Here is a 24,483-nt window from a genome sequence, read left to right on the forward strand (position 1 = left end):
TCTAAGGCAGAATTAAGCATTATGTTCTTCTTATATAAATTGTGAACTAAAGCGTATCTTTGCCGAATGAAAAATGAGGAGGTACTGGAGAAAGTGAATAAAGGGGTGTATTTACCCTTAATGGAAGAGTTTTATACTATACAGGGTGAAGGATTCCATAAGGGAACTGCAGCTTATTTTATTCGTGTTGGCGGATGCGATGTAGGCTGCCATTGGTGTGATGTGAAAGAAAGCTGGAATGCAGAAACACATCCGCCTACGGCTATAGAACATATTGTGGATAATGCCGCCAAATATTCAGATACTATTGTCATTACCGGAGGAGAGCCATTAATGTGGGATATGAACCCCATTACAAAGGCCTTAAAGGAAAAGGGGCTAAAGACTCATATTGAAACTTCGGGTGCATATACCTTATCGGGTGAGTGGGATTGGATCTGCCTGTCACCAAAGAAAAACAAATTACCGGAAGGTCGTATCTATGACGAAGCGCATGAGCTTAAAGTAATTGTCTATAACAAACACGATTTAATTTTTGCCGAGGAGCAAGCTGCCAATACCAATGCAAATTGTATTTTGTACTTACAGCCCGAATGGAGTGTTAGAGACAAGGTGGTTCCAATGATCGTAGATTATGTAATGAACAACCCTAAATGGAAAGTGTCTTTACAGACCCATAAATACCTTAATATTCCTTAACTGATTTTTTGCTTATTGGCGACCGCCATTTGCTTGTATATCTAATAAACATTCTGGGTCTAAACCTACTGTGGCAACACCTTTTGCAGTGTTTTGCTGTAAAAGATGTAATACGGTGGCTCCAGATAAAGTACAACCGGATGTTATACCGGCCTCATACTTGGCCAAAGCATTTGAGGATAAAGATTTTCCTGATGAACCTCCAAATTGTAATTCTGCTCGCATAAGGCATCCCTCTTGATTACAATGGTTATCACCCACTAATTGACCATCTTCGTTTTCAGATTGAGATTGGTGGTCATTGACCATTTCAGTACCTAAATCCACTAACCCGAATAAATGCCCAAATTCATGGTTTAGGGTTGTTGTCTCCACATCGCTCTCGTTGATCGACGAACTTAAACTTGCCAATTCCCTAACGGTTACCTCATGAATGATCATTGAAGTGTTTCTATATACCGAACCTAGGGTTACTAAACCTCCATCAAGATCATCACCTTCCGCAGGGGCATCGGCAAAATAAATATAAATTGCCAAAGTGCTGCCCGTATTAAATACGGTTCTGTTAGAAGTTTCTAAATCTGCAATTTCTTGAAGGGTAAGTTCGTCTTCTGACGGACTGGATAGTTCATTGTAAACCAATTCAATATCTTCTTTGAACGTATGCTGTTTCAAGTAATCGGTGAATTGGGTCATAGCTGACTCCGTTGGTCTGAAACCACTTACGTAAGCTATCACTATTAAAAGTTTGTCAAAATTGTCATTTGAAAGTATATCAAAGGCAGAATCTCCTGTTGCCAAAAGATTACCGCTCTTATCCACTTGTGTTGTAGCGTTAACATCTTCAGAATCAGAAGAGCTTTTAGAGCAAGAAAAGGTAAATAGTAGAATACCTAACAGCAATAAACCTTTGTATTTGGTCATAATAATATATGTATGCATAGGATAACGAAAAAAAAGTTGACCTATTACTTCATATGGGTCAATCTTGCTAAATAGTCGTAATGTTCGCCTTCCATTACAAGATTACATGTTAAATTGCTATAATTTGCAGCCCTTTGAAGCGTGTTGTAATCAACATAGAGCCAAGGGAAAGTAGCGCTTTTTTCGTTTTTATATTCCATACTAAAGTTCACTTCACCGTAGTAATTAACATTATCGGGTATCCAATAACCACCATCTTCGTCATTTTCGAACATGTAGATAATATCGCTGGAGTCTAAAAGAATTTGTCCGTTCTCATTAAGTAGTGACTTTAGCTTACTGAAAAAGGGTTCTAAGCCGTTTAAAGTACCTGCCAAACCAACGCCATTCATCAAAATGAGAATAGTATCGTACTTATCTCCTTCGTATTTTAAAAGTTCTGAATGTGATGTGCTTTTAAGTCCACGTTGCTTGCTTACGGATATTGCGCCTTCCGATGCATCTAAACCAGTGACCAATAGACCTTTTTCCTGTAAATATAGACCGTGGCTACCTGCGCCACAACCAACGTCCAGAACCTTGCCCTTACTTAATTTCAGAGCTTTTTGTTCAATCTTAGGCATTTCCCTAAAATTTCTGAACATATAGGGTATTGGTAATACATCTTCTTCTTCAAGCGAAGAATTGGTGATGATATCTTCTGAATAATTACCTTGTTGATAATCTAAGAGCGCTGTTCCTAAAATGTCCTTGTCCAAAATTCTAGTATTTCTATCTGCAAAAGTCTCGCTTTTTGGCACTACTTTCCTAGTTTTGAAGAATTAATTTGATACATGGAAGAGGTTTTACGTCTATTGCCCAAAAAGGCAAGGGAAAAACATAATGAAAATAAAAAGTTCTTTGCCAAACTAAGGAAAAAACCGCCAAAGGATTTGGACTATACCATGCAAGAACTGCATGAGGCGGAATTTGAACATACCGATTGCCTAACCTGTGCCAATTGCTGTAAAACTACAGGGCCGTTGTTTACCAACGCAGATGTGGAACGTATTTCAAAATCTTTCCGAATGAAACCACAGAAGTTCATTGAAAGCTATTTGCGTATAGATGAGGAGAACGATTATGTGTTACAGCAAGTACCATGTACTTTTTTGGGAGCGGATAATTATTGTTCTATCTATGATGTACGCCCAAAAGCATGTCGAGAATTTCCGCATACGGATAGAAAGAAGTTTCAGCAAATTAGTAATCTTACCTTAAAAAATGTGGCTATTTGTCCTGCTGCTTATAATATTGTAGAGGAGATGAAGAAGTTGATTAGGTAAGTAGAATATTGAAAATAAATTAAGATTGCTAGTTGATATAAATAATCCAAGAGTAAAATGTTACCAATGCATGAGACCTTCAAGTACCTGTATTTGTGAACATATTAGAGCCGTAAAAACTAAAACACGTTTCATTATTTTAATGCACCCTAAGGAGTATAAAAAGGAAAGGAACGGTACAGGCTACATGACGAATCTTCAACTTGAAAATTCTGAAATAATAGTGGGCGTAGATTTTAGTGATAATACTCGTGTAAATGAATTATTGGACAGTAATGAAAATTCATTTTTACTTTACCCGGGTAAAAACAGTTTTAACCTATCTCAAAAAAGTAGTGCTGAAATGCATAATTTTATAGGTAAAGGTGCAAACATCTACATTCTTGATGGTACCTGGCCCTGTGCTAGAAAGATGCTTAAATTGAGTAAGAACTTGCAAAAGTTAAATAGGGTTAGTTTTGATAATAGCATAGCATCAAAATTCATCATCAAACAACAACCAGAAGCACTTTGTCTTAGCACCATAGAATCGGTCTATACCGTTTTAAACTTGTTGAATAAAGGAACGATTGAACAATGTGATACGGCGGACTTCCTAGTCCCGTTTGAAAAAATGATTGAACATCAACTTGATTATATGCTAAACCCAAATAGTAAAAATTATCGCTATGGTGCTAGTTTAGAGATTGCTCCCAAAATCAGGTATAAGACAAATACCGAAAGAAATGTTGTTTTTGAATTAGATTAGCTAATAGCTTTATCATTTACCTCAGATATACTATTCAACCAAAACTTTATTGATGAAACGTACCCTTTATTTTTCTTTATTGATGATTTCCTTATTGGTAACCTATACTTCCGTTGCACAAGAAGATTTTAGAAATACTGAGCTTGTAAATACTGTTTTTAATGCCCTGAAATCTCAGAGTGAAAAAGAATTTTTAAAAATCTTACCTACTAGAAACGAAGTGGAATATTTGATTCCAATGGTCAAAAATGCTCAGACTAATGAAAATATTCCTTCAGTAGATACCATAATTTCAAACTTTGAGATTAAAGCTATCGAGAATTTTAAAAACATTAGCAAAAGGGGAAACTCTTTCGGGGTATTGTGGAAAGATATAATTTTAGAAAAAGTAAGTTATAAAAGTAACCCTGATCATAACGTGCCTATTGAAAGAGGAAGTATTACTATGGAATGTTCAAGTAACGATAAGAAGTTTCTGATCGTTTTAAAAAAGTCATATAAAATACAAGATACTTGGCGGGTAATGGACCCAATAAAGTTTACCCTGTTGTAAAATTTTAATTTTTTAATGTCATTAATTCAAGGATGACATGGTATACGTATCCTGTATTTGTAGCGGGTTAAATCAATAAAACTTTATTATATTACGTAATTAATTACAAAATCATTAGAATTTGAATATTTTACTGATGATACTATAATTGAGTTGCAGGTTGATTTCTGCAGTTTATAATTTAACTACTTACTTATTTAATGGAACAATTAATAACCTATTTTGAATCGATACCTGCTGTACACCGCTCTTTAATTTTGGTGGGTGGTATTACCTTTTTCTGGATACTGGAAGGTATTGTCCCCTTATTCAATGGTGCTTATAATAAGTGGAAACATTCCATACCCAATTTCTTTTTTACCTTGACCACCATAATCGTAAACTTTCCGTTGGCATTTTTTCTTTTGAAAACGTCTGACTGGACGGTTGCCAATGATTTCGGAATTATTAATTGGTTGCCAGAAATGCCACTATGGGCTTATGTGTTTTTAGGTGTTGCCTTGCTTGACCTTATAGGGGCATATTTGGCCCACTTGGTAGAGCACCGTGTAAAACCGTTGTGGATGGTTCATTTGGTGCATCATACAGATCATAATGTGGATACTACTACAGCAAATAGACATCACCCTTTAGAAAGTTTGATCAGGTATATGTTTACCCTTGTTGGGGTTTTTATCGTTGGTGCGCCTATAGGCATTATAATGTTGTACCAAAGTTTATCTGTAGTATTGTCGCAATTTAACCATGCGAACATAAAATTGCCAAAAAGTGTGGACAAAGCAATTAGCTGGGTGTTGATTTCGCCAGATATGCATAAAGTACATCACCACTACGTGTTACCATATACAGATTCTAATTACGGTAATATTTTTTCTTGGTGGGATCGTTTGTTCGGTACGTACATGCATTTAGATCGAGAGAAAATTACCTACGGCGTAGACACTTTTCCTGATGAGGTTGCCAATGGTAAAATTGGACCATTGCTAAAGTATCCTTTTGTTGGGTATAGAAAACCTACCACAGATGGTAGTAACCTAGCAGACGTTGTAAATGAACAGCCTTTAGTAAAGTAGATACTTTGCCCTTATTTTTTTAAACTTTTCAATGTCTTCTTGCCAAGTCGCTTTAATTTCGGCATTGGTAGCACCGGCTTCAATTTGTTTTTGAAGTCTATTGTTGCCTGCGTGTTTGGTAAATCCGCTCGTTAAAAAGAATTTACTTTTGTCCAAGGTATTGGTATAGGCGTCAATAATAAAATCCATCGTTACTTGGTTCATTCGTTCGGTTTCCGATAAATCTTTGCCGTAACAAAGTTTTCCCTCTTCCTTTGGGTATTTAGAACCAAAATTAGGTTCAGGGGTATAGGTGAAATCATACACTTTTGAATCTAAAAATGACGCTCCATAACGTTGAAACTGAAACTCCGTTCCACGCCCGGCATTGATATTGGTACCTTCAAACATTCCTAAACTCGGGTATAGGGTAATTGAAGTATCGTTAGGCAAGTTTGGCGAAGGTCTAATAGGTAAACTGTAGAACATGTCATGCGCCCAGTTTTCTAGAGGAATTACTGTTAGATTTACTTTTTTATTTCCTTCAAGCCACATTTCTTCATTGATCATATTTGCATATTCACCAATGGTCATACCATACACTAAAGGTATTAGGGTCATGCCAAGAAAAGAAGTGTGTTCTGCTTCCATCGTTGGGCCATCTACATAATGTGCGTTCGGGTTTGGTCTATCCAATACCAAAACGGGAATACCTTTTTCTGCACAGGCCTCCATCACTAATTGCATGGTAGAAATATAAGTGTAAAAACGAACGCCCACATCTTGTATATCGAACAGAACTAAGTCTAAACCCTCTAATTGATCCTGGTTTGGTTTTCTATTTTTTCCATGTAAGGATATCAGTTCTAGCCCTGTCTTTATGTCTTTACTATTGTTCACGTGTTCACCGGCATCAAAATTCCCCCTAAATCCGTGTTCTGGGGCAAAAACGTGTTTGATGTCCACACCTAAAGATAGTAGGCTATCAACCAAATGGGTGTGACCTTCAGGTTTAAAAATGACACTGGTCTGGTTGGCGACAACGGCTATTTTTTTTCCTTTTAAAATTGGTAGATAGGCTTCCGTACAGTTAGCGGCTACAACTATTTCTTTTTTCTCTTGTACTATTTGTGGCTCGGTTTGGCTTTGCGTGCGCTCGGCTACATTTTCGGAATCGTTTCCGCAAGTAGCCAATACCAAAAACCATAATAAAACTGTACTTTTGAAATTGGATAAAAATAACATCATTTGAATCTAGAATATTTTATCGCCAAACGGCTTATAAAGGGTAAGGAGCATAAAATTAGTATATCCGCACCAATAATAAAAATAGCTATTGCCGCAATTGCTATTGGGGTGGTTATGATGTTGATCGCTATTGCTACGGGGTTGGGTTTAAAAGAAAAAATCCGTGAAAAAGTGACCGCTTTTAACGGTCACGTACAAATCTACAATTACGATAATAATAATTCTGAAGTATCTGTGGTGCCTGTGAGTACGGAACAAGAGTTCTATCCGGATTTTAAAATGGTAGATGGGGTGCAGCACATTCAGGCGGTGGCCACCAAGGCGGGTATTATAAGAACGGAAGATACTTTTGAAGGTATAATTGCCAAAGGTTTAGGTAAGGATTATAATTGGAAACCGTTTGAAGAGTTTCTTATTGACGGGGTATTGCCAGATTATTCCGGGGAGTTGAATTCAGATGTGCTGATTTCCAGGATAATGGCAAATCGACTCAATTTTAAAGTGGGCGACTCGTTTTTCACCTTTTTTTTACGGGATGATGCAGCGGATAAAATACCCAATCAGCGGAAGTTCACCATTACCGGTATTTTTGATAGCGGATTTGAAGAGATTGACGGACTCTATATTTTCACCGACATAAGGCATATTCAACGCATGAATAAGTGGGAAGATACCGAAGTTGGTAATTTTGAGATATTCTTGAACAGTTTTGATGATATTGATCAAAAAGCAAATGAGATTTACGGAGAAACGGTTGCTAGTTTAGATACCAAGACCATAAAAGATAAGTACTATAAAATTTTTGAATGGATCGGACTTTTTGATTTTAATATTGCCCTGATCATAGGCATTATGATTATAGTTGGCGGTATTAATATGATTACTGCATTGTTGGTGCTTATTTTAGAACGAACGCCCATGATCGGTATATTAAAGGCATTAGGTACCACAAATTGGAGTATTAGAAAGGTCTTTTTATATAATGCGGCTTATTTGATTGCGGTAGGTTTGTTTTGGGGCAACCTTATAGGTTTGGGTATTATCTTTATTCAGGATCAGTTTAGGGTATTTAAATTTCCAAATCCAAAGGAGTATTATATTGAGTACATACCTGTAAGTATAGATCTGTGGACTATTCTTCTTTTAAATGCGGGTGTTTTGTTATTATGTTTATTGATGTTACTGATTCCATCATATATAATAACCAGAATTACACCGGTAAAGGCGATACGATTTGAGTAGTAGAAGTTTGAATTATAGATGTTCTACAAAGTTCATTCGTTTTCCTAGAACTCTTACCACATAGATTTCGTTCTTGTTTTCAAATTGGTAAAATATAACATGAGCTTTGAAATTATAGAACTTTAATCCATTTGCAATTGGTGATGCATTTTTGGCTAAGCTAGGTCTGTCAGATAATTCCAACAGAAAATTTTCTAACTCCTGTAGGTAACTTGTTGCTGGCGATTGTCCAAAAAATTTAATACCATATTTATAAATAGCAATTAAATCTTGTTGTGCTTTTGTAGATAAATTATAGTTTGCCATTATCTACTTGCTCAATAATATCAGTGATTTTTAACGAACTTCTTCCGCTCTGTAAACCTTCATCAATGGCATTTTTTAATTCTGCCAATTTCATATTTTCTTGTTGGTCTTTTCTAACCAAATCACGTATATATTCACTGTCATTAGTGTAATCGCCACTCTCTACTTTTAACTTTATCCAATTATCTTGCTGATCAGTAAAGGTTATAGATTTTCGTATCGTTGCCATAAAAAAGAGATTTTGGTGCAATATAGTAATTATTTGCACCACATTATACACTGTTCTAAACTTAACACAGTTAGTGATTTATTCTAGCATTAACTTGAGCGTTTTTGGTAAATTTGATGTAAAACAGACCACATGCATCAAAAGTTACTTTTTACACTATTTACATTGTTGTTAGTGACCACTAGCAATGCGCAAAAGCTTTCTAAGAACGAAAAGAAGGTTGTAAAAACCATCGAAAAAAATAATGCCCAGGCAATTTCATTCTTGGAGAAAGTCGTCAATATCAATAGCGGAACTTTAAACCTTAAAGGGGTAGAAATGGTAGGAAAAGAGTTTGCTACTGCTTTTACTGATATTGGTTTTGAAAGTACATGGATACCTATGCCCGAAGAAATGAATAGAGCGGGACACTTATTTGCGGAAATCAAAGGGACCAAAGGAAAGAAATTATTATTAATAGGTCATTTGGATACGGTTTTTGAAGAAGATAGTCCGTTTCAAACATTTAAAATGGTGAACGATTCTATTGCCCATGCGCCGGGAGGTAATGATATGAAAGGCGGCAATGTCATTGTGCTCTATGCATTAAAAGCATTAAGGGAAAACGGATTGCTGGATGATGCCCAGATTATAGTAGCTTTTACCGGAGATGAAGAAAGTACAGGTAGCCCATTGGAAAAAAGTAGGCACGATTTAATTGAAGCAGCAAAAAGAAGTGATATTGGTCTGGGTTTTGAAACTTCTACAGGGTTCAATTATGCTACCGTTGCCCGTAGAGGATCATCTGGCTGGAAAGTTGAGGTGGAAGGTAAAAGAGCTCATTCATCGGGTATTTTTAGTGAAGACACGGGTGCTGGTGCCATTTTTGAAATGTCAAGAATATTGAACGGTTTTTATACCGATGTTAAGGGAGAAGATTTATTGACCTTTAACCCTGGAACTTTAGTGGGAGGAACGTTTGTTGAATTTGATGAAATGACCAGTAAGGGTAGGGTGTTCGGTAAGACCAATGTAGTAGCGCAAAAAGCAGAGGTGCGTGGCGGATTGCGTTTTATATCCGAAGAACAAAAGGAACGTGCCCGTGACAATATGAGAACGGTTGTTGCTAACAATTTACCACATACATCTGCAAAGGTGACTTTCAAAGATAGTTATCCGGCAATGCAACCTACAGAAGGAAATAAAGCTTTGTTGGCAAAGCTAAATCAAGTAAGCCTTGATTTGAAACAAGGTGAGGTAATTGCATATGATCCCGGTAAAAGAGGTGCGGCAGATACTTCTTTTGTAGCGGAATATGTGGATTGTTTAGACGGATTGGGTACTATGGGAAATGCAGCCCATACTCCTGAGGAAACAGTGAACTTAAATACGATAGAAGCATTAACAAAAAGAACGGCATTATTAATTTATAGATTGATAAATGAGTAATATAACAACATTAAAAGTAGGAGAACATCAGGTTAAAATTGAAGCAGGAGAATTGGTAGGCTACCAAGTTTCTGGTCATGAGTTTATGCATCAAAAAGGGAACCCTGGTTGGCGAAGTGTAGACACTGAAATGTTTCCGTTGATCGGTCCTACCAATGAAGCGGACTTTAAGGTAAATACTCCAAAAGGATTCGCTACCCAAGATCAACATGGTCTATTGCGTGAGATGGAATATGTACTTAAAGATAGTACTGATAGTAAAGCCGTATTTTCTAAAACATATAGCGCGAATACGGAGATTTTAAACTCTAAATATCCAGCAAAATCAACTGCAGAAAAGTTGAGTTGGCCTTATGATTTTGAGTTCGTAAAAACACTTGAATTGGTGAACAATACTTTAGAAGTTACGTTTTCTATTTCAGGAGAAGAAGGTATGCCTTTTATGTTGGGTTATCACCCGGCATTTATGCTACATTCAGAAAATGCCGTAATCTCAACGGACAATCAAGATATAACTATTCCAGAAGTAATGGCGGTGGGTAGTAGGGCGCTACAAGTGCCTAAAACGGATACCATTATCTTAAAAGATGAGAAATCCATTCAAATAACATCTGAAGGATTTAGCCATTTTATGCTTTGGACAGAGGTGCCAAATATGGTTTGTATAGAGCCGATTACCTTTTATCCGTATGCCGTGGCACAACAGAATTTAGCGGAAGGATTTATGGTGCTAAAAGATGAGCGTGCCATTTTTAAGGTAAGTTTAAAACCATTGTAGTCAAAAATTACCGTTAAGAACAGACGTATGTGTTATGATGTGAAAACCAGTTTGGAAGCGCAGCTAAAAAGAGCGAAACGTAATCAAGATTTAAAGGCAATTGAAGAAATTGTTGAAAAATTAGGGCCGTTGACCGATCTACCGCTTCATCATGCATCGGGGTTTTCACATCCAGAAGTGTTGATCTACACTAATCAAGATCGTTTTTATCCCATAGTAGCTACTTGGGGGTTAATTCCGCATTGGGTAAATAATGTGGATCAACAAAAGAAAATTTGGAACAGTACATTAAATGCTCGGGTAGAAACCATTTTTGAAAAACCCGCCTTTAGGGATGCAGCCAATGAGAAACGTTGTATACTTTATGTGGACGGATTTTATGAGCATCATCATTTTAAAAATAACACCTATCCATTTTTCATCCACCGAAAAAACAATGAACCATTAGCTTTGGCTGCATTATGGTCTAAATGGATACACCCTGAACATGGTGGTACTATCCATTCATTTTCAATTGTAACCACCGTTGGAAATGGCATGATGTCTAAAATTCATAATAACCCTAAATTAAAAGAACCCCGTATGCCATTAATACTATCCGATGATTTGGAAGAGCAATGGCTTTCCTCACATTCGGATTTTGAAAAGGAATTAAAAGAACTATTGAACAGAAATGACAAGGTGGAATTAGAGGCACATACCGTGGGCAAGCTTCGAGGTAAAAATTATGCAGGCAATATTGCTTCAATTGCCGATGAGGTAAAATACATGGAACTTGAAACTAACGGATTGGACTTTTAGAAAATGGCATACAATGAATATTTGGCAGATAGGGTAAGGCCAAGATTAAAGGGCAAGGGGTTTGTAGAGGAGAAGAAAATGATGGGCGGACTCATTTTTATGGTCAATGGAAAAATGTGCATCGGTATTATGTTCGATAAAAAAACCGAAGAAGACAAGCTAATGGTAAGAGTAGGGAAACTCAATTATGAAGAACTGCTAAATAAACCGGGTAGTAGCCCAATGGATTTTACGGGTAAGCCTTCACGTGGTTTTTTGTTTGTTGGACCTGATGGGTTCGATAATGAAAATGACCTGGATTTTTGGGTGGCGAAAGCTTTGGAGTTTAATACACTTTTAAATACATGATCTTGGCTGTCAAATAGGCTTTCATGCCCTATGAAATGATTAAATTTACGGCGTGAAAAACATTTTTCCTTTTCTGGATTGGATTTCATCCTATAAAAAAACCGACTTTGTAAAAGATTTGTTGGCGGGTATTACCGTAGGTATTGTATTGGTGCCACAAGGTATGGCATATGCAATGATAGCAGGTTTGCCACCCGTACATGGTCTTTATGCCTCTTTATTTCCTGTCCTTGTTTATGCACTTTTAGGCACCTCAAGAAAAATAGCGGTTGGTCCTGTGGCCATGGATTCACTTTTGGTGGCTGTAGGTTTGGGTACCTTGGCTATAACCGGGGTAGAAAACTATATAAAAATGGTGGTGGTACTTGCTTTAATGGTAGGTGTTATTCAGTTTTTGTTGGGGGTTTTGCGAATGGGCTTCTTGGTCAATTTTCTTTCAAAACCGGTAATAAGTGGGTTTACATCTGCCGCGGCTATTATAATTGTTTTTAGCCAAATGAAACATTTGTTGGGTATTTCCGTAGTAGGCAGTAATAGAATCTACAAGACCGTAATTAATATTTTTTATAAGCTAGGAGAAATAAATTATGTGGATTTCTCAATCGGTCTTGTTGGTATAGCCTTGTTGCTTGGGTTTAAAAAGTGGGCCAAGAATATTCCCGGTATATTAATTATCGTAGTGTTGGGGATTGTGGCGGTTTACTTTTTTCAGCTAGAAACTTACGGAATTAAATTGGTAGGAAACGTACCTAGTGGATTGCCATCTTTTATAATGCCTACATTGAATATTGAAGATGTAAAGCAACTGGCGCCAATTGCTATAGCATTGGCATTGGTGGGCTATTTAGAAGCTATTTCTATAGGTAAGGCCATGGAAGATAAAACAGGGGAAGATACCATAAAGGCAAATCAAGAATTAATAGCCTTAGGATCATCAAATATTGTGGGTTCTTTTTTTCAAGGGTATCCAGTGACAGCAAGTTTTTCTAGATCAGCAATTAGTTTTGATGCTGGTACAAAAACCAATTTAAGTGCTATTTTCAGTGTTATTTTGGTGGTGCTGACCTTACTTTTTTTAACACCGTTGTTTAAGTTTTTACCGAATGCTATTTTGGCTAGTATCATTATGGTATCCGTAGTAAAACTTATAGATATTAAGTACTTTAAATATTTATGGTCAAACAGAAAAGATGAATTTTTTGTGATGCTGGTGACTTTTTTAATTACTTTGTTCATCGGTATTACACAAGGTATTTTAATAGGTGTTCTATGCTCTTTATTGCTAATGGTCTATAGGACTTCTAAACCCCATTTTGTAGAGATTGGCAATATTGGCAATTCCGACTATTATAAAAATGTAATTCGTTTTGCAGATGAGGTGGTGGTGCGTAACGATCTTTTGATCGTTAGGTTCGATTCTCAGTTGTATTTTGGTAATTCAGCTTATTTTAAAAAACAATTGCTTAAGCATATAAAGGCAAAAGGTCCGGCACTTAAAGGAATTATTTTGAATGCAGAATCCATAAATTACATTGACGCCACCGCTGCGGATATGTTGACTAAATTAATACACGATATTAGGGAACGTGAACTGCAATTTTACATTGCAGGCGCCATTGGACCAACAAGGGATATTATTTTTAGTACAGGTATTATCAAGGAATTACAGCGAGAATTTTTGTTCGTAAAAACAAAAGAGGCTGTCGATTTCTTTGATGACCCCAATGAGATATCCTTATTGGCAGCGAAAGTAGCCTATGAAAATAGTAGAATGGCCAAGGCCAAAAGGAATATAAATTAAAAAAATCTTGTACCTTAAAGGTGTAGCGATTGTTAAAATATAAAGTAGTTTAGTATGAATATAGAACAGATATATACAGGTTGTTTGGCTCAAGGAGCATATTATATTGAAAGTGATGGGGAAGTTGCCATTATTGATCCGTTACGTGAGGTAACGCCTTATATTCAAAGGGCTGAAAATGACAATGCCAAGATCAAGTACATATTTGAAACCCATTTTCATGCAGATTTTGTCAGCGGGCACGTAACGCTTTCAAAAGAAACAGGAGCTCCTATTATTTACGGTCCCACCGCTAACCCTACTTTTGACGCTATCATTGCCGAAGACGGTCAAGAATTTAAGTTGGGCAATCTTACTTTTAAAGTGCTTCATACACCGGGGCATACTATGGAAAGTACTACTTATTTGTTGCGTGATGAAAATGGTAAAGATCATGCAATTTTCTCTGGTGACACCTTGTTCTTAGGTGATGTGGGTAGACCGGATCTAGCACAGAAATCTGCTGATATGACCCAAGAGCAATTGGCAGGTACGTTGTTTGATAGTTTGCGTACTAAAATAATGCCTTTGGCTGATGATGTTACCGTATATCCTGCACATGGTGCCGGCTCTGCATGTGGTAAGAACATGATGAAAGAAACGGTGGATACCCTGGGTAATCAGAAAAAAATGAATTACGCTCTTAGAGCGGATATGACCAAGGAAGAATTCATTAAAGAAGTAACTGATGGTCTTTTGCCTCCACCTAAATATTTTCCTTTAAACGTAAAAATGAATAAGGAGGGATATGAAGATATAGACGATGTGCTTAATCGTGGTAATGTTGAATTATCGCCGGGTGCATTTGAAAAGGCAGCTAATGATACTGAGGCTTTGGTGTTAGATGTTAGACACCAAGATGAATTTGTAAAAGGTCATATACCAAGGTCTATATTTATAGGATTGAACGGTGATTTTGCTCCTTGGGTGGGCGATTTAATTGCCGATACCAAACAGCCTTTACTATTGGTGATTCCTGAAGGTAAAGAAGAAGAGGCTATTACTAGATTGTCCCGAGTAGGATTTGATGCTGCCATCGGATATTTAAAAGGCGGAATAGAAGCTTGGAAAGCGGCAGGGAAGGAAGTGGATCAAATAACTTCTATTACGGCACCTGAAGCAAAAACTTTAATAGATAAAGGTAATGCCGTTTTTGATGTGCGTAAAGATGGTGAGTATTTAAGCGAGCATTTGGCAGGTGCAGTTCATACTCCATTAAGTGAATTGAACAAACATTTGTCCAAATTTCCTGAAAAGGGGGAATTTTTGGTGCATTGTGCAGGTGGTTACCGTTCTGTTATAGCATCTTCTATTTTAAAAAGTCGTGGTATTCATAATCTGATCGATGTTAAAGGTGGCTATGGAGCATTGAAGAAAGAAGATTTGGAGAAGACGGACTATGTGTGCCCTACTACGCTATAATTGAAAAATAGTGTTGGGGTGTTTTCTTAAATAGCTTTCTACGATACGCTGGGTTTCTAGCGTATTTTTTTGCGGTGTAATGAACATTTCTAGGTCTTCAATTTGTGAAATAGCCACTTCAGTAGGTGCAAAGCCGTAACCGGCGTAGTTATTTTCTTTAATGATTACAAAACCGTTTTCGTCTATAGTTCTGCCTTTGGTCTTAATAACCAAGGTGGAGGAAACATCTTTAATGTTTTGTATAGCATTATGAACGCGTTCGTTATACTCATCCACCATTTCTAGATCCGAGCAAATGCCAATGCACTGCTTAATTTTGTAATGGGAACAAACCGTCACGTTTTCTTGCAGATGGCAATATTTTGGGCAAAGCTCAAAAGTGCTACACAGGGTTTCTAGATATTGTCTGGCCTCCGTTGGGCTATAACAAACGGCAATAGGGTTGGGAGTCATTTTTATCTTATTGAACGCCAAGTGGTAAATACCATTGCGGTCAACGTAAGAGAAAATACCATATTGTTGAATAGACCTTTTTTGAGCACTATTGTACTTGGGGTAATAGTGTTTAATTTCGGCAGATTCCTTTAAAAGTGCAATAAGTTCATTACCTGTTTCCTCATAATCTAAAGAAGCGGTTTCAGCGCAAAGAACCAATTCTTTCGTCTTTTTATCATAAAAATGCCCAAGCACTCTTTTTTTGATGTTTTTTGCCTTACCAACATAAATAATCTTTCCCTTTTGATCTTTAAAATAATAAACACCAGGGGTCGTAGGTAATTTTAAAAATTGTTCTTTTGGTAAGCCGGGTGGTAGTGTAGCTTCTTGAGATTTGGCATTGAGAAATTGCTTGAAAACAATTTCAGCATTTTCAGTTCTCAATAATTTATGAAATAAAAGTACGGTGGCATGAGCATCACCCCTGGCACGGTGCCTGTCAGTTAATGGTATTCCTAAGGCACTGGTTAATTTTCCTAAACTATAAGAATTGTAGCCGGGCAATAATTTTCTTGATAAGCGTACGGTGCATAATTTTTTTCTAGAAAAGTCATGCCCAAGCAGTTTAAATTCATTTTTTATGACATTATAATCAAAATTAACGCTGTGCGCTACAAAAATGGTGTCTTTGGTAATATCAATAATCTGTGGAATAATATCCTCTAACAGCGGAGCATTACGTACCATATCATTATCAATACCTGTAAGTCCGGTAATAAAAGCGGGAATCTCACATTCCGGATTTACTAGTGAAGTGAATTCGTCAACTACCTCATGACCATCATATTTAAAAATAGAAATTTCGGTAATTCTATTACCCTTAATACCGTTACCGGTAGTTTCTATGTCAATTATCGTGTACAAAAAAGTGAGGAATATCTAATCATTACAAAGTTAGTTGAAAATGAGTTAGAAAGGTAATTTGTTGTATGGTAAAGGAAACTTAGTAGGTAGAAAACTAAATATTATTTAGTGGTATAAAAGTTAAAAAGCATTTAAGTACAGTGGCGCTTCTGACTAATATATACACTTAGATATAGATGTGAAGCCATCTAGTGAAAAATCGGAGTCTAGTAGGATGCAGGAACCTATTATTTACCCTTATTGTTTTGGGCATCTATTGAGGTTACACTAGAATTTTGGGAATTCATGTTATCCTCTAAAATATTGGTTTCAACATTCTCACGTACTACGTAATCTGAAACTAGGTCATAGTCTTTACCGCAAGAAGATAAACTTAATAAGAAAACAATGGCTGCAACAGGGACGAAAAAGGCTTTGGTAAGGTGGAATTTCATGTAAATGTTGGTAAAATTTATCTCGCTAAAAAATTAACGCAATCCGAAAATATTTAAACTTTATCCATTAACGACGAAAAGTTGAATTTATTCGATGAAATGCACACTAAATGTTATTAACACTAATTGTTAATAATTTATCAGGGTATGATATAAGGTGATTTGTTAATATAATGGGTGTAGGTTGCAGCTGTTTTCTTCATTAAAAATATAAAAACCAAGCCCTTCATTTTCGTTGCTTCTCTAGTTCCCCCGATTTCGATAGGCAATTTCCATGAAGGGCTTGGTCTAAAATATATTCAAGGTTTTAGCAAAATCTAATTCCTTTCGATTTCTGTATTTATAATGTAGTTTAATAATCGTTAAAAGCTCAGTTTCGGTTAATTCATAGCTTTTCTTTAGCGATTTTATTTTTCGTTCTCCTATTCTTGCTAGAATTTGAAGTTCTTCTTTTTGTCTTTGCATTTTACTTAGGTTAAATCCGTCCTCTTGTGGGGAGAACGGATTTTTACAACTAACAACCACGCTCTATTGAACCTGATTGATTACTGGGTAAAACTATTAGAAGTTAGGTGTCGGTACAATACCCAGTTACGGGTATTTTTTCATGTATTAATACTTTGATTGATCTTTAATTTTTAGTTCTTTTAAAGAATATACCGTGTATTGGGTATAGTTTTTTTTAATTACTTAATTCATATTTGAAAAACCAAACCAAAATATAGGATCCAATGAAAATGCATAAAGAAATTACCAGTTTCGCCATTTTAGTTTTATTTCTTTTCACATGTAAAATGAGTGTTGCTCAAAAAAAAGAATTGCCCGTGGGTGGTGAACAAAGAATAATCCTAAAGAAAATTGACAATAATCCATTTCAAGAATACAGTTCCACCATTGATTTTACAGATAGTCGTAAACAGCTTGTTATGGCAGGGCAAAACTATCAAACAAATTATGGTATTTATGCCAAAATAGAAATGGTAAACTCTGTTTTGGGTGAAGAATATAGGACTTTGAAAAATATTGATTTTGAAATAGTAAATTATAAACCAACTTATTTTATTGGGATAGATTCAGTAGTTGTTTCCACAACAAGGGCATTAGATGGGCTCACCTTTATAATTTATACCCGAGCGTTAAGTGATAAGTCAACTTATAATTTGGGTAAAAATGAGTTGAAAAATATTCATTTTGAAAACGGTAGTTATTTACACTCAGAACGTATTTTAAATCCTATGTTTCCTGAAATTAATGAGTCAGGTTTTCCGGTTTTGCTAAATGATGGGCGAATAGCTTGTAAACCAGATAATGGTAAAGCTTTTGATTTTGAGTTTTTCTATAAGGATGGGCGCTTGGTAGTGCGAAAAGAAGATTATGATAAAGAAGATTTGAATAAAGTATATAATAATGAAATTGCATCGACCTTACCTGGTAAAAGGTGTAGTTCAAGTTTTAATAAGATTATGTTTTAATGTTAAGAATTTTCGTAGTACTTATTTTATTTAATAGCTCTGATCTCTTGTCTAACAACAAAGGAATTCATGGGTTTTTTGACGCTACAAAAAATAAGAATTATGATTTGGCAGTTAAAATAGCTGAAAGTCAAGACCATCTTAAACTTAAAAATCATTTAAGCCTGCTTATAAACCTTTTGATGGAAAAGGATGCTATTTCTAACCATGAAGTAAATTTGGAAATTGGACTAGACCCAGAGTTAAATTTTATAAAGTACTTAATCTTAGGATATCAATCTACTTTTAAGGATAAGCAAAATAATTTAGAGGCTTATAAAAATTTTTCCAAGGCTATTAAAATAGCTGATGAATTAAAGGAGATAAAGTTAATTCGCGCAGCACATATAGCTATGTTGGATCTGTTCGCTGGTGAAATTTTTATAGGGAGCAAACAATATGAGCCGTATTTAGATCGGTTTATGACTATTAAAGAAGATCAAACAGATGAAGCTTTAATTATATTTTATAAATTGATTTTTTCTTCAAAAGGTATTGATAATATTGATGCCCAATATTATTCTAACTACAAAAAATTAGATTCTATTTTCCAGGATTTTTCTACAACTCATGCCTTTTACCCCGTTTACTATTATGAAAAGGGTATGTTTTATAAAATAGAGGAAGATTTTAATAAAGCTGAAGATTTTTTTATAAAAGCAGATAGTCTTCTAGGTGATAGTAATCATGTTAGGCACTTTAGAAATAAAATTGCTTGGCAATTAGCATACGTTTACCTTCAAAAAGGCCAAAATGAAGAATCTAAAAGGTATTTGAATTTATCAAAAAAGTATTCTGATAGGTTAAGGGAACAGTTTTATGAAAATAGGTTGGCTTCATTTATCCACTATGATGAAGATAAATTTGACTCTGCTTATCACTATCTGCGTAAATCGGTAGATATCGAATATGAATTGGGTTATAAAAATAACACCTTAGAATCGTCAATACTTACGGTTCAAAACCAAACCGATAAATTAAAATTAGATAAGTTGGAGTTAGAGACTTCCAATGTTAAAATAAGGAACTGGGCTATATTTCTAGGAACACTTTTAATTTTAGGATCCTTAATTGGTATTTTAATACATAAGAATACCAAGCGTAAACAGTTATTGGCTGAGCAAGAGAAAACCTTGCAGCAGCAAAAAGTTTCTAACTTATTGAAAGAACAGGAGCTTGCTACTATAGATGCTATGGTAGAGGGGCAAGAAAAAGAACGGCAACGTGTTGCCAATGAGCTTCATGATGATTTAGGAAGTTTAATGGCTGCGGTAAAATTGCAATTCAATTCGTTGGAGGCTTCAGATAAAAAAGAGAATTTAGAAACTTTTGCAAAAACAGAATTACTCATAGATGAAGCTTATGGTAAAATACGTGCAATTGCACACGCAAAAAATTCCGGTTTAATTGCTAAACAAGGGTTGTTGCAGGCTGTTAAACAAATGGCGGAAAAAGTATCTATAGCTAGCGGAATCAACATTTTAGTGCATGATCATGGGTTGGATAATAGGCTAGAGAATAGTATAGAACTTATGCTTTTTCGTATCATTCAAGAATTGATTACCAACGCAATTAAACATGCCGAAGCTACCGAAATGAATATTCATATTACAAACCATGGAGAAACACTCAATATTTTGGTAGAAGATAATGGTAAAGGTATGCTTGTAAATGCTATTCAAGCAAATAGCAGTGGTATGGGCTTAAAAAGTATAGATAAGCGTATTAACCATTTGCATGGAACCATGGACGTGGAGTCTGAGTTAGGAAAAGGGACAGTAATTATTTTAGATATACCCATATGATAAGACTAGTTATTGCAGAAGATCACCAAGCTCTAATTGATGGATTAGAATTACAGTTGAAGTATGAGGACAATATCAGTATAGTTGGTACCGTAAACGATGGCGAAGCATTGTTGGATTTGGTCAGATTAAAAGAACCCAATGTTGTTATTACCGATATTAGAATGCCAAAGTTAGACGGTATTCAAGCAACAACCGTTATTAAAAAGGAATTTCCTAAAATCAAGGTCTTGGCGTTTACTATGTTCGATCAAAACGAGGCTGTTTCTCAAATGCTAGAAGCAGGAGCAGATGGATATATTTTAAAGAATACTGCATTAAAAGAAGTGCTAGCCGCTATTAATGCTGTTTATGAGGGTAAAACGTATTACGATAGTAACATTACCGTATCAAATAATTCAAAAACAGGGAGTTCATCTAAAAGTTTACTGACTAAGCGGCAAACAGAAATTTTACACCTTATTGCCCAAGGTAAAACGTCACGTGAAATTGGTGCAGAATTGTTTATTGGTGTTCACACAGTAGATACACATAGAAAAAATATGGCAAGAATTTTAGGTTTAAAAGGAAAGGGAGAGTTATTGCGTTATGCTATGGAAAAAAAATACAGATTTTAAATTTGAAGTACCAATTAAAGAACTATCGTGATAACCCTAAAATAGTTATTGACTTTTAGAGGATTTAAAGTTTCCTTGATGTTTAGTTAAACTTGATCCTAATAAATGAATGCATCTTTGCAGCGAGTTTAGAATAAGTTTGAGTTAGTTGAAAAAACCGGCATATCCTCATAATGTGTCGGTTTTTTGTGTCTTGACTTTACCACAGAAACTATAAAAAATGGTAGTCTTAAATTATCGGTTTTTAATTATGGACCTATTATTTTTATTGATTTCATACTTCTATGTCAATTCTTATTTATTATATCGGTGTTGGGCTTAAGCTATCATAATTAATCTTAGCTTTAAGGTGAACGTTGATATCCATCACCTTACTCATAGCTTTAATGAAGATTACTGAAAAACCTGCTGTTTCTAAGAAAATTGGAGTTTTTGCTATTTGGGCAATTGGTGTTGGGATGGTGATTTCAGGTGAATCTTTCGGCTGGAATTTAGGTTGGGCCATTACCGGACCATTATGGTTTTTTGTTCCTGTGGCAGTTGCGGCTTTAATGTACTTTGGGCTAGTGCAAAATTTAATTGAATTGGCATGTGTACATCCTAATGCCAATGGTCCGCATTCTTATGTAGAGAAAGCTTTTGGTCAGAAATGGGGTTATTTTGTAGGGTTAGCAATTTTGTTTGAATTTTTATTTGCCACTCCTGCTATTGCCAGTTCTCTCGGTGAATATTTAGGGTTTTTAATAGATGATTTAACGATGTCTCCCTGGATAGCTACACTTTTTATATTATTTTTCTCTATCATAAACCTCTTTGAAATGCATGTTGGGGTGCGTCTGTTAGTGATTTTAACCTTATTGGCCATTGCGGAATTGTTTTTGTACCAAGGTTCTGTCGTTAGTTCTTTTCAAGTGGAAAATCTCATGAATTCAGGAGTGTGGTCATTAGATATTGAGCGTTTTGTTCAAGCCATACCATATGCTATTTGGTTGTTTTTAGCCATTGAAGGGATATCGCTTATGACCAAAACGATCGATAGAAAGGGGTTTAGAAAAACAATTACCAAGGGGTATAACCTCGCTTTTTTTACCTTATTGACTTTGGCGCTTTTGGTGTTATTCCTTGCCGCTGGAGGTATAGATTGGACATTGCCAGAAAGTATGGATATACTTATTGAAAATCATCCCATGCCTGCATCTATGGCTTTGATATTGGGGAAAGAGAATTTTTTAGTGCAACTATTTACATTTATTGGGCTATTTGGACTCATAGCTTCCTTACAGGGAATTGCTTTTGCGGCAACTACGCAGCTAGAGCCCTTGCTGCCAGATTTAAAAATCAAAGGGGTTTCTAAAAGAGCCGTTGCCTCTGCGTTGGTTTTTATTCTTAGCCTCGTCGCTATTTGGAGTAGTCAAACCGGATTTTTAATTGAACTGTCGGTTTTTGGGGCGGTATGTATGTATTTGGCGGTAAGTGCATCTTTGTTGGTTTTAAGAAAAAGGGAAGACTTGATATCTTCGGTATCTGAGTTCGATTGGTATCGACATTCAGATTTTAACCCTATTTTCTCAACCGTTAGCGCTATGACTGCTGTAATTATTTCGCTAATTTGTGTATTGGCTTTTGCATACCTTCAATTTACGGCGTTTGTTATTTTTATTGCTTGTAGCTTGGTGTATGTATTTTTAATCCGGAAAAAGTAGCATGGCTTATCAATCTACATTGGGAAAACAGAATTATCTTTTTGATGATTTGAAAACTGTTTTGGCAAAAGCGAGTCCGTTACGATCGGGCGATGCTTTGGCTGGTTTTGCAGCCGCTAGTAATACGGAAAGAATTGCAGCTCAGTATGTGTTGAGTGAATTGCCACTAAAAGTTTTTTTAAATGAAGCAGTAGTTCCTTATGAATTAGATGAGGTTACTCGGTTAATAATCGATACCCATGAAGTCCAAGCTTTTGATAACATTTCTCATTTTACGGTAGGTGACCTTAGGGATTGGTTGCTAGAAAATACTACATCTGGGCAAAATATTTTAGAAGTTAGCAAAGCATTGACTCCAGAAATGGTAGCTGCCGTATGTAAGCTGATGCGTAATCAAGATTTGATTGCCGTCACTTCCAAAATTCAAGTAATTACCCGTTTTAGAAACACGGTCGGCTTAAAAGGTCATGTTTCGGTGCGCTTACAGCCCAATCATCCCACGGATGATATGAAAGGGATTTTAGCAAGTACGATAGACGGATTATTGTATGGTTGTGGAGATGCGGTTATTGGTATTAATCCCGCAACCGATAGTCCTAGTGTGACTATTAATCTATTGAAAATGCTTGATGATGTTCGTTTAAAATATGAAATACCTACCCAGAGTTGTGTCTTGTGCCATGTAACTACGGCTTTACAGATTATGGATAAAGCTCCGGTCGATATAGTATTTCAATCCATTACCGGTTCGCAAAAGGCCAACAGTTCTTTTGGTATCGATCTACAAGTTTTAAAGGAAGCTCATGATGCTACTTTGGCTTTGGCGAGAGGTACGATTGGTAATCAGTGTATGTATTTTGAAACCGGACAAGGGTCCGCTTTATCTGCAAATGCCCATCATGGTGTTGACCAGCAAACAATGGAGGCAAGGGCTTATGCGGTCGCTAGACACTTTGATCCTTTTTTAGTGAACTCTGTGGTTGGTTTTATTGGTCCGGAATATTTGTTCGATGGAAAACAGATTATCCGTGCGGGATTGGAAGATCACTTTTGTGCCAAAGTTATGGGCTTACCTATGGGTATGGATGTATGTTATACCAACCATGCAGATGCCGATCAAGATGATATGGATAATTTATTGACTTTATTAGGAGTAGCCGGATGTAATTTTTTTATGGGTGTACCCGGTACAGATGATATAATGCTAAACTACCAATCTACCTCTTTTCATGATGCAATGTATTTACGTAAGGTTCTTGGTAAAAAGCCAGCACCGGAGTTTGAAGCTTGGTTGTTGAAAATGGGTATCATAGATGATGCGGGTAATAAATGTAGCATAGATGACGCGAATAAATTGCTGTTGAAATTATGAGTAAGGATTTAACCATAGCCAATAAATGGCAGCAATTAAAAGAACACACTAAGGCGAGAGTAGCACTAGGCCATGTGGGTACTAGTTTGCCTTTGAGCGAAGTACTGGCATTAAAACATGCACATGCAATGGCAAAAGATGCTATTGTAACCAAGTTAGATGTAGAGGGGCTATCCCAAAAATGTAAAGCGCAGGAAATACCATATCAAACATTTAAAAGTAGAGCAAGCGACAGGCTTGAGTATTTAAAGAGACCTGATCTTGGTAGACAATTACTGTTTAATACTAATTTAATAAAGACTGAAAAGGTCGATATTGTTTTTGTCATTACTGACGGACTTTCGGCAAAAGCTGTAAATACTTATGCCTTTAAAGTTCTAAATCATCTTTTACCAAATCTGAACGACAGCTATAATTTCGCAGTTACACTCGTGGAACATGGGAGAGTTGCAATTGGTGATGCTGTAGCGGAATTTTACCATGCAGATTTTGTAGCAGTATGTATTGGTGAAAGACCAGGTTTGTCATCACCTGAAAGTATGGGTATTTACACCACGTATCATCCAAAAATAGGCTTTACCGATGAGCGTAGAAATTGTATTTCAAATATTCATGTCAACGGACTAAGTGGTAAACAAGGTGCTCAACTTTTGCAATATTTAATTGAAAAATCATTCGCTTTAAAAATTAGCGGAGTAGCATTAAAGCTTGAAGTTGGTGAAATATTAAAGAGCTAGTT

General features: G+C 36.0%; 26 protein-coding genes. 18 read left to right on the top strand and 8 right to left on the bottom strand.

The features are described from left to right. Positions 1–66 precede the first annotated feature (66 nt). Entirely contained in the window at positions 67–699 is a 633-nt protein-coding gene (locus tag YQ22_RS12045; protein WP_071341390.1) for a 7-carboxy-7-deazaguanine synthase QueE, read from the top strand. A 12-nt stretch (positions 700–711) separates the two neighbouring features. Here the strand turns inward: YQ22_RS12045 and YQ22_RS12050 are convergent, their stop codons facing one another. Both YQ22_RS12050 and YQ22_RS12055 read right to left on the bottom strand, forming a co-directional pair. Further along, the gene (locus tag YQ22_RS12050; RefSeq protein ID WP_071341391.1) at positions 712–1,623 is read right to left on the bottom strand and encodes a hypothetical protein; all 912 of its coding nucleotides are present in this window, start codon (positions 1,621–1,623) and stop codon (positions 712–714) included. 44 nt (positions 1,624–1,667) lie between these two features. After that, positions 1,668–2,423 carry a class I SAM-dependent methyltransferase gene (locus tag YQ22_RS12055; RefSeq protein WP_232231176.1) on the bottom strand — a complete coding sequence of 252 codons (756 nt, stop codon included), beginning with the start codon at positions 2,421–2,423 and terminating at the stop codon, positions 1,668–1,670. Positions 2,424–2,456: 33 nt separating this feature from the next. Here YQ22_RS12055 and YQ22_RS12060 point away from each other — a divergent pair, with 33 nt between their 5' ends. The 4 genes from YQ22_RS12060 to YQ22_RS12075 all read left to right on the top strand — a co-directional run bounded on the left by YQ22_RS12060 (position 2,457) and on the right by YQ22_RS12075 (position 5,322). Beyond that, on the top strand, positions 2,457–2,948 hold the full coding sequence (locus YQ22_RS12060) for a YkgJ family cysteine cluster protein (protein ID WP_071341392.1): 492 nt from the start codon (positions 2,457–2,459) through the stop codon (positions 2,946–2,948). Positions 2,949–2,973: 25 nt separating this feature from the next. Then, on the top strand, positions 2,974–3,696 hold the full coding sequence (locus YQ22_RS12065; protein ID WP_257786204.1) for a tRNA-uridine aminocarboxypropyltransferase: 723 nt from the start codon (positions 2,974–2,976) through the stop codon (positions 3,694–3,696). Positions 3,697–3,748: 52 nt separating this feature from the next. Beyond that, positions 3,749–4,249 (top strand): hypothetical protein, encoded by a 501-nt coding sequence (locus tag YQ22_RS12070; protein WP_071341394.1) that lies wholly within the window; start codon positions 3,749–3,751, stop codon positions 4,247–4,249. A 200-nt stretch (positions 4,250–4,449) separates the two neighbouring features. Further along, positions 4,450–5,322: a sterol desaturase family protein gene (locus YQ22_RS12075; protein WP_071341395.1), complete on the top strand. Its 873-nt coding sequence runs from the start codon at positions 4,450–4,452 to the stop codon at positions 5,320–5,322. On the opposite strand, the gene YQ22_RS12080 is transcribed toward YQ22_RS12075, so the two are convergent. Beyond that, complete coding sequence (locus YQ22_RS12080; RefSeq protein ID WP_071342574.1) at positions 5,311–6,546, bottom strand: exo-beta-N-acetylmuramidase NamZ family protein; 1,236 nt, start codon at positions 6,544–6,546, stop codon at positions 5,311–5,313. The genes YQ22_RS12075 and YQ22_RS12080 overlap by 12 nt on opposite strands. Before the next feature lie 3 nt (positions 6,547–6,549). Here YQ22_RS12080 and YQ22_RS12085 point away from each other — a divergent pair, with 3 nt between their 5' ends. After that, positions 6,550–7,791, top strand: coding sequence for an ABC transporter permease (locus tag YQ22_RS12085; RefSeq protein WP_071341396.1), 1,242 nt, complete (start codon positions 6,550–6,552; stop codon positions 7,789–7,791). A gap of 12 nt (positions 7,792–7,803) precedes the next feature. Here the strand turns inward: YQ22_RS12085 and YQ22_RS12090 are convergent, their stop codons facing one another. Beyond that, a complete protein-coding gene (locus YQ22_RS12090) occupies positions 7,804–8,097 on the bottom strand; it encodes a type II toxin-antitoxin system RelE/ParE family toxin (protein ID WP_071341397.1) in 294 nt (97 codons plus the stop codon). After that, a complete protein-coding gene (locus YQ22_RS12095; RefSeq protein ID WP_071341398.1) occupies positions 8,084–8,326 on the bottom strand; it encodes a type II toxin-antitoxin system ParD family antitoxin in 243 nt (80 codons plus the stop codon). The genes YQ22_RS12090 and YQ22_RS12095 overlap by 14 nt, the downstream gene beginning before the upstream one ends. A 132-nt stretch (positions 8,327–8,458) precedes the next feature. Here YQ22_RS12095 and YQ22_RS12100 point away from each other — a divergent pair, with 132 nt between their 5' ends. The 6 genes from YQ22_RS12100 to YQ22_RS12125 are packed head-to-tail and all read left to right on the top strand — an operon-like array spanning position 8,459 to position 14,943. Next, entirely contained in the window at positions 8,459–9,754 is a 1,296-nt protein-coding gene (locus tag YQ22_RS12100; protein ID WP_071341399.1) for a M20/M25/M40 family metallo-hydrolase, read from the top strand. Beyond that, entirely contained in the window at positions 9,747–10,532 is a 786-nt protein-coding gene (locus YQ22_RS12105; RefSeq protein WP_071341400.1) for an aldose epimerase family protein, read from the top strand. Before YQ22_RS12100 ends, YQ22_RS12105 begins: the two co-directional genes overlap by 8 nt. A gap of 27 nt (positions 10,533–10,559) precedes the next feature. Further along, positions 10,560–11,333, top strand: coding sequence for an SOS response-associated peptidase (locus YQ22_RS12110; RefSeq protein WP_071341401.1), 774 nt, complete (start codon positions 10,560–10,562; stop codon positions 11,331–11,333). Positions 11,334–11,336: 3 nt separating this feature from the next. Further along, complete coding sequence (locus YQ22_RS12115) at positions 11,337–11,681, top strand: TfoX/Sxy family protein (protein ID WP_071341402.1); 345 nt, start codon at positions 11,337–11,339, stop codon at positions 11,679–11,681. A gap of 52 nt (positions 11,682–11,733) precedes the next feature. Then, positions 11,734–13,482 (top strand): SulP family inorganic anion transporter, encoded by a 1,749-nt coding sequence (locus YQ22_RS12120; RefSeq protein WP_071341403.1) that lies wholly within the window; start codon positions 11,734–11,736, stop codon positions 13,480–13,482. 54 nt (positions 13,483–13,536) lie between these two features. Further along, complete coding sequence (locus YQ22_RS12125; RefSeq protein WP_071341404.1) at positions 13,537–14,943, top strand: MBL fold metallo-hydrolase; 1,407 nt, start codon at positions 13,537–13,539, stop codon at positions 14,941–14,943. Here YQ22_RS12125 and YQ22_RS12130 read toward each other — a convergent pair. From YQ22_RS12130 to YQ22_RS12140, 3 genes are all read right to left on the bottom strand, one after another. Next, the gene (locus YQ22_RS12130; protein WP_071341405.1) at positions 14,938–16,302 is read right to left on the bottom strand and encodes an exonuclease domain-containing protein; all 1,365 of its coding nucleotides are present in this window, start codon (positions 16,300–16,302) and stop codon (positions 14,938–14,940) included. The two genes, YQ22_RS12125 and YQ22_RS12130, sit on opposite strands and share 6 nt — an antisense overlap. Before the next feature lie 227 nt (positions 16,303–16,529). Next, positions 16,530–16,736, bottom strand: coding sequence for a hypothetical protein (locus YQ22_RS12135; protein WP_058103771.1), 207 nt, complete (start codon positions 16,734–16,736; stop codon positions 16,530–16,532). Between the two features lie 288 nt (positions 16,737–17,024). Next, the gene (locus YQ22_RS12140; RefSeq protein WP_156894566.1) at positions 17,025–17,201 is read right to left on the bottom strand and encodes a hypothetical protein; all 177 of its coding nucleotides are present in this window, start codon (positions 17,199–17,201) and stop codon (positions 17,025–17,027) included. Positions 17,202–17,467: 266 nt separating this feature from the next. On the opposite strand from YQ22_RS12140, the gene YQ22_RS12145 reads away from it, so the two are divergent. The 6 genes from YQ22_RS12145 (at position 17,468) to eutC (ending at position 24,481) form a co-directional block, all read left to right on the top strand. After that, complete coding sequence (locus YQ22_RS12145) at positions 17,468–18,208, top strand: hypothetical protein (RefSeq protein WP_071341407.1); 741 nt, start codon at positions 17,468–17,470, stop codon at positions 18,206–18,208. Then, positions 18,208–20,052: an ATP-binding protein gene (locus tag YQ22_RS12150; protein ID WP_071341408.1), complete on the top strand. Its 1,845-nt coding sequence runs from the start codon at positions 18,208–18,210 to the stop codon at positions 20,050–20,052. The genes YQ22_RS12145 and YQ22_RS12150 overlap by 1 nt, the downstream gene beginning before the upstream one ends. Then, a complete protein-coding gene (locus tag YQ22_RS12155; RefSeq protein WP_071341409.1) occupies positions 20,049–20,669 on the top strand; it encodes a response regulator in 621 nt (206 codons plus the stop codon). Before YQ22_RS12150 ends, YQ22_RS12155 begins: the two co-directional genes overlap by 4 nt. Positions 20,670–21,055: 386 nt before the next feature. Beyond that, positions 21,056–22,372: an amino acid permease gene (locus YQ22_RS12160; RefSeq protein ID WP_071341410.1), complete on the top strand. Its 1,317-nt coding sequence runs from the start codon at positions 21,056–21,058 to the stop codon at positions 22,370–22,372. Position 22,373: 1 nt separating this feature from the next. Next, a complete protein-coding gene (locus tag YQ22_RS12165) occupies positions 22,374–23,744 on the top strand; it encodes an ethanolamine ammonia-lyase subunit EutB (RefSeq protein WP_071341411.1) in 1,371 nt (456 codons plus the stop codon). Further along, the gene (gene eutC, locus YQ22_RS12170; protein WP_071341412.1) at positions 23,741–24,481 is read left to right on the top strand and encodes an ethanolamine ammonia-lyase subunit EutC; all 741 of its coding nucleotides are present in this window, start codon (positions 23,741–23,743) and stop codon (positions 24,479–24,481) included. Before YQ22_RS12165 ends, eutC begins: the two co-directional genes overlap by 4 nt. The last annotated feature ends 2 nt before the right edge of the window (positions 24,482–24,483 follow it).

Origin of the sequence: Maribacter sp. 1_2014MBL_MicDiv, from assembly GCF_001865655.1 — a bacterium.
GTDB lineage: Bacteria > Bacteroidota > Bacteroidia > Flavobacteriales > Flavobacteriaceae > Maribacter > Maribacter dokdonensis.

Excerpts from the sequence above, each read along its gene's own strand:
- YQ22_RS12045 (WP_071341390.1), top strand. The coding sequence starts at position 67 with ATGAAAAATGAGGAGGTACTGGAGAAAGTGAATAAAGGGGTGTATTTA.
- YQ22_RS12050 (WP_071341391.1), bottom strand. The coding sequence starts at position 1,623 with ATGACCAAATACAAAGGTTTATTGCTGTTAGGTATTCTACTATTTACC.
- YQ22_RS12060 (WP_071341392.1), top strand. The coding sequence starts at position 2,457 with ATGGAAGAGGTTTTACGTCTATTGCCCAAAAAGGCAAGGGAAAAACAT.
- YQ22_RS12070 (WP_071341394.1), top strand. The coding sequence starts at position 3,749 with ATGAAACGTACCCTTTATTTTTCTTTATTGATGATTTCCTTATTGGTA.
- YQ22_RS12075 (WP_071341395.1), top strand. The coding sequence starts at position 4,450 with ATGGAACAATTAATAACCTATTTTGAATCGATACCTGCTGTACACCGC.
- YQ22_RS12080 (WP_071342574.1), bottom strand. The coding sequence starts at position 6,546 with ATGTTATTTTTATCCAATTTCAAAAGTACAGTTTTATTATGGTTTTTG.
- YQ22_RS12090 (WP_071341397.1), bottom strand. The coding sequence starts at position 8,097 with ATGGCAAACTATAATTTATCTACAAAAGCACAACAAGATTTAATTGCT.
- YQ22_RS12095 (WP_071341398.1), bottom strand. The coding sequence starts at position 8,326 with ATGGCAACGATACGAAAATCTATAACCTTTACTGATCAGCAAGATAAT.
- YQ22_RS12100 (WP_071341399.1), top strand. The coding sequence starts at position 8,459 with ATGCATCAAAAGTTACTTTTTACACTATTTACATTGTTGTTAGTGACC.
- YQ22_RS12105 (WP_071341400.1), top strand. The coding sequence starts at position 9,747 with ATGAGTAATATAACAACATTAAAAGTAGGAGAACATCAGGTTAAAATT.
- YQ22_RS12110 (WP_071341401.1), top strand. The coding sequence starts at position 10,560 with ATGTGTTATGATGTGAAAACCAGTTTGGAAGCGCAGCTAAAAAGAGCG.
- YQ22_RS12115 (WP_071341402.1), top strand. The coding sequence starts at position 11,337 with ATGGCATACAATGAATATTTGGCAGATAGGGTAAGGCCAAGATTAAAG.
- YQ22_RS12125 (WP_071341404.1), top strand. The coding sequence starts at position 13,537 with ATGAATATAGAACAGATATATACAGGTTGTTTGGCTCAAGGAGCATAT.
- YQ22_RS12135 (WP_058103771.1), bottom strand. The coding sequence starts at position 16,736 with ATGAAATTCCACCTTACCAAAGCCTTTTTCGTCCCTGTTGCAGCCATT.
- YQ22_RS12140 (WP_156894566.1), bottom strand. The coding sequence starts at position 17,201 with ATGCAAAGACAAAAAGAAGAACTTCAAATTCTAGCAAGAATAGGAGAA.
- YQ22_RS12145 (WP_071341407.1), top strand. The coding sequence starts at position 17,468 with ATGAAAATGCATAAAGAAATTACCAGTTTCGCCATTTTAGTTTTATTT.
- YQ22_RS12150 (WP_071341408.1), top strand. The coding sequence starts at position 18,208 with ATGTTAAGAATTTTCGTAGTACTTATTTTATTTAATAGCTCTGATCTC.
- YQ22_RS12155 (WP_071341409.1), top strand. The coding sequence starts at position 20,049 with ATGATAAGACTAGTTATTGCAGAAGATCACCAAGCTCTAATTGATGGA.
- YQ22_RS12160 (WP_071341410.1), top strand. The coding sequence starts at position 21,056 with ATGAAGATTACTGAAAAACCTGCTGTTTCTAAGAAAATTGGAGTTTTT.
- YQ22_RS12165 (WP_071341411.1), top strand. The coding sequence starts at position 22,374 with ATGGCTTATCAATCTACATTGGGAAAACAGAATTATCTTTTTGATGAT.
- eutC (WP_071341412.1), top strand. The coding sequence starts at position 23,741 with ATGAGTAAGGATTTAACCATAGCCAATAAATGGCAGCAATTAAAAGAA.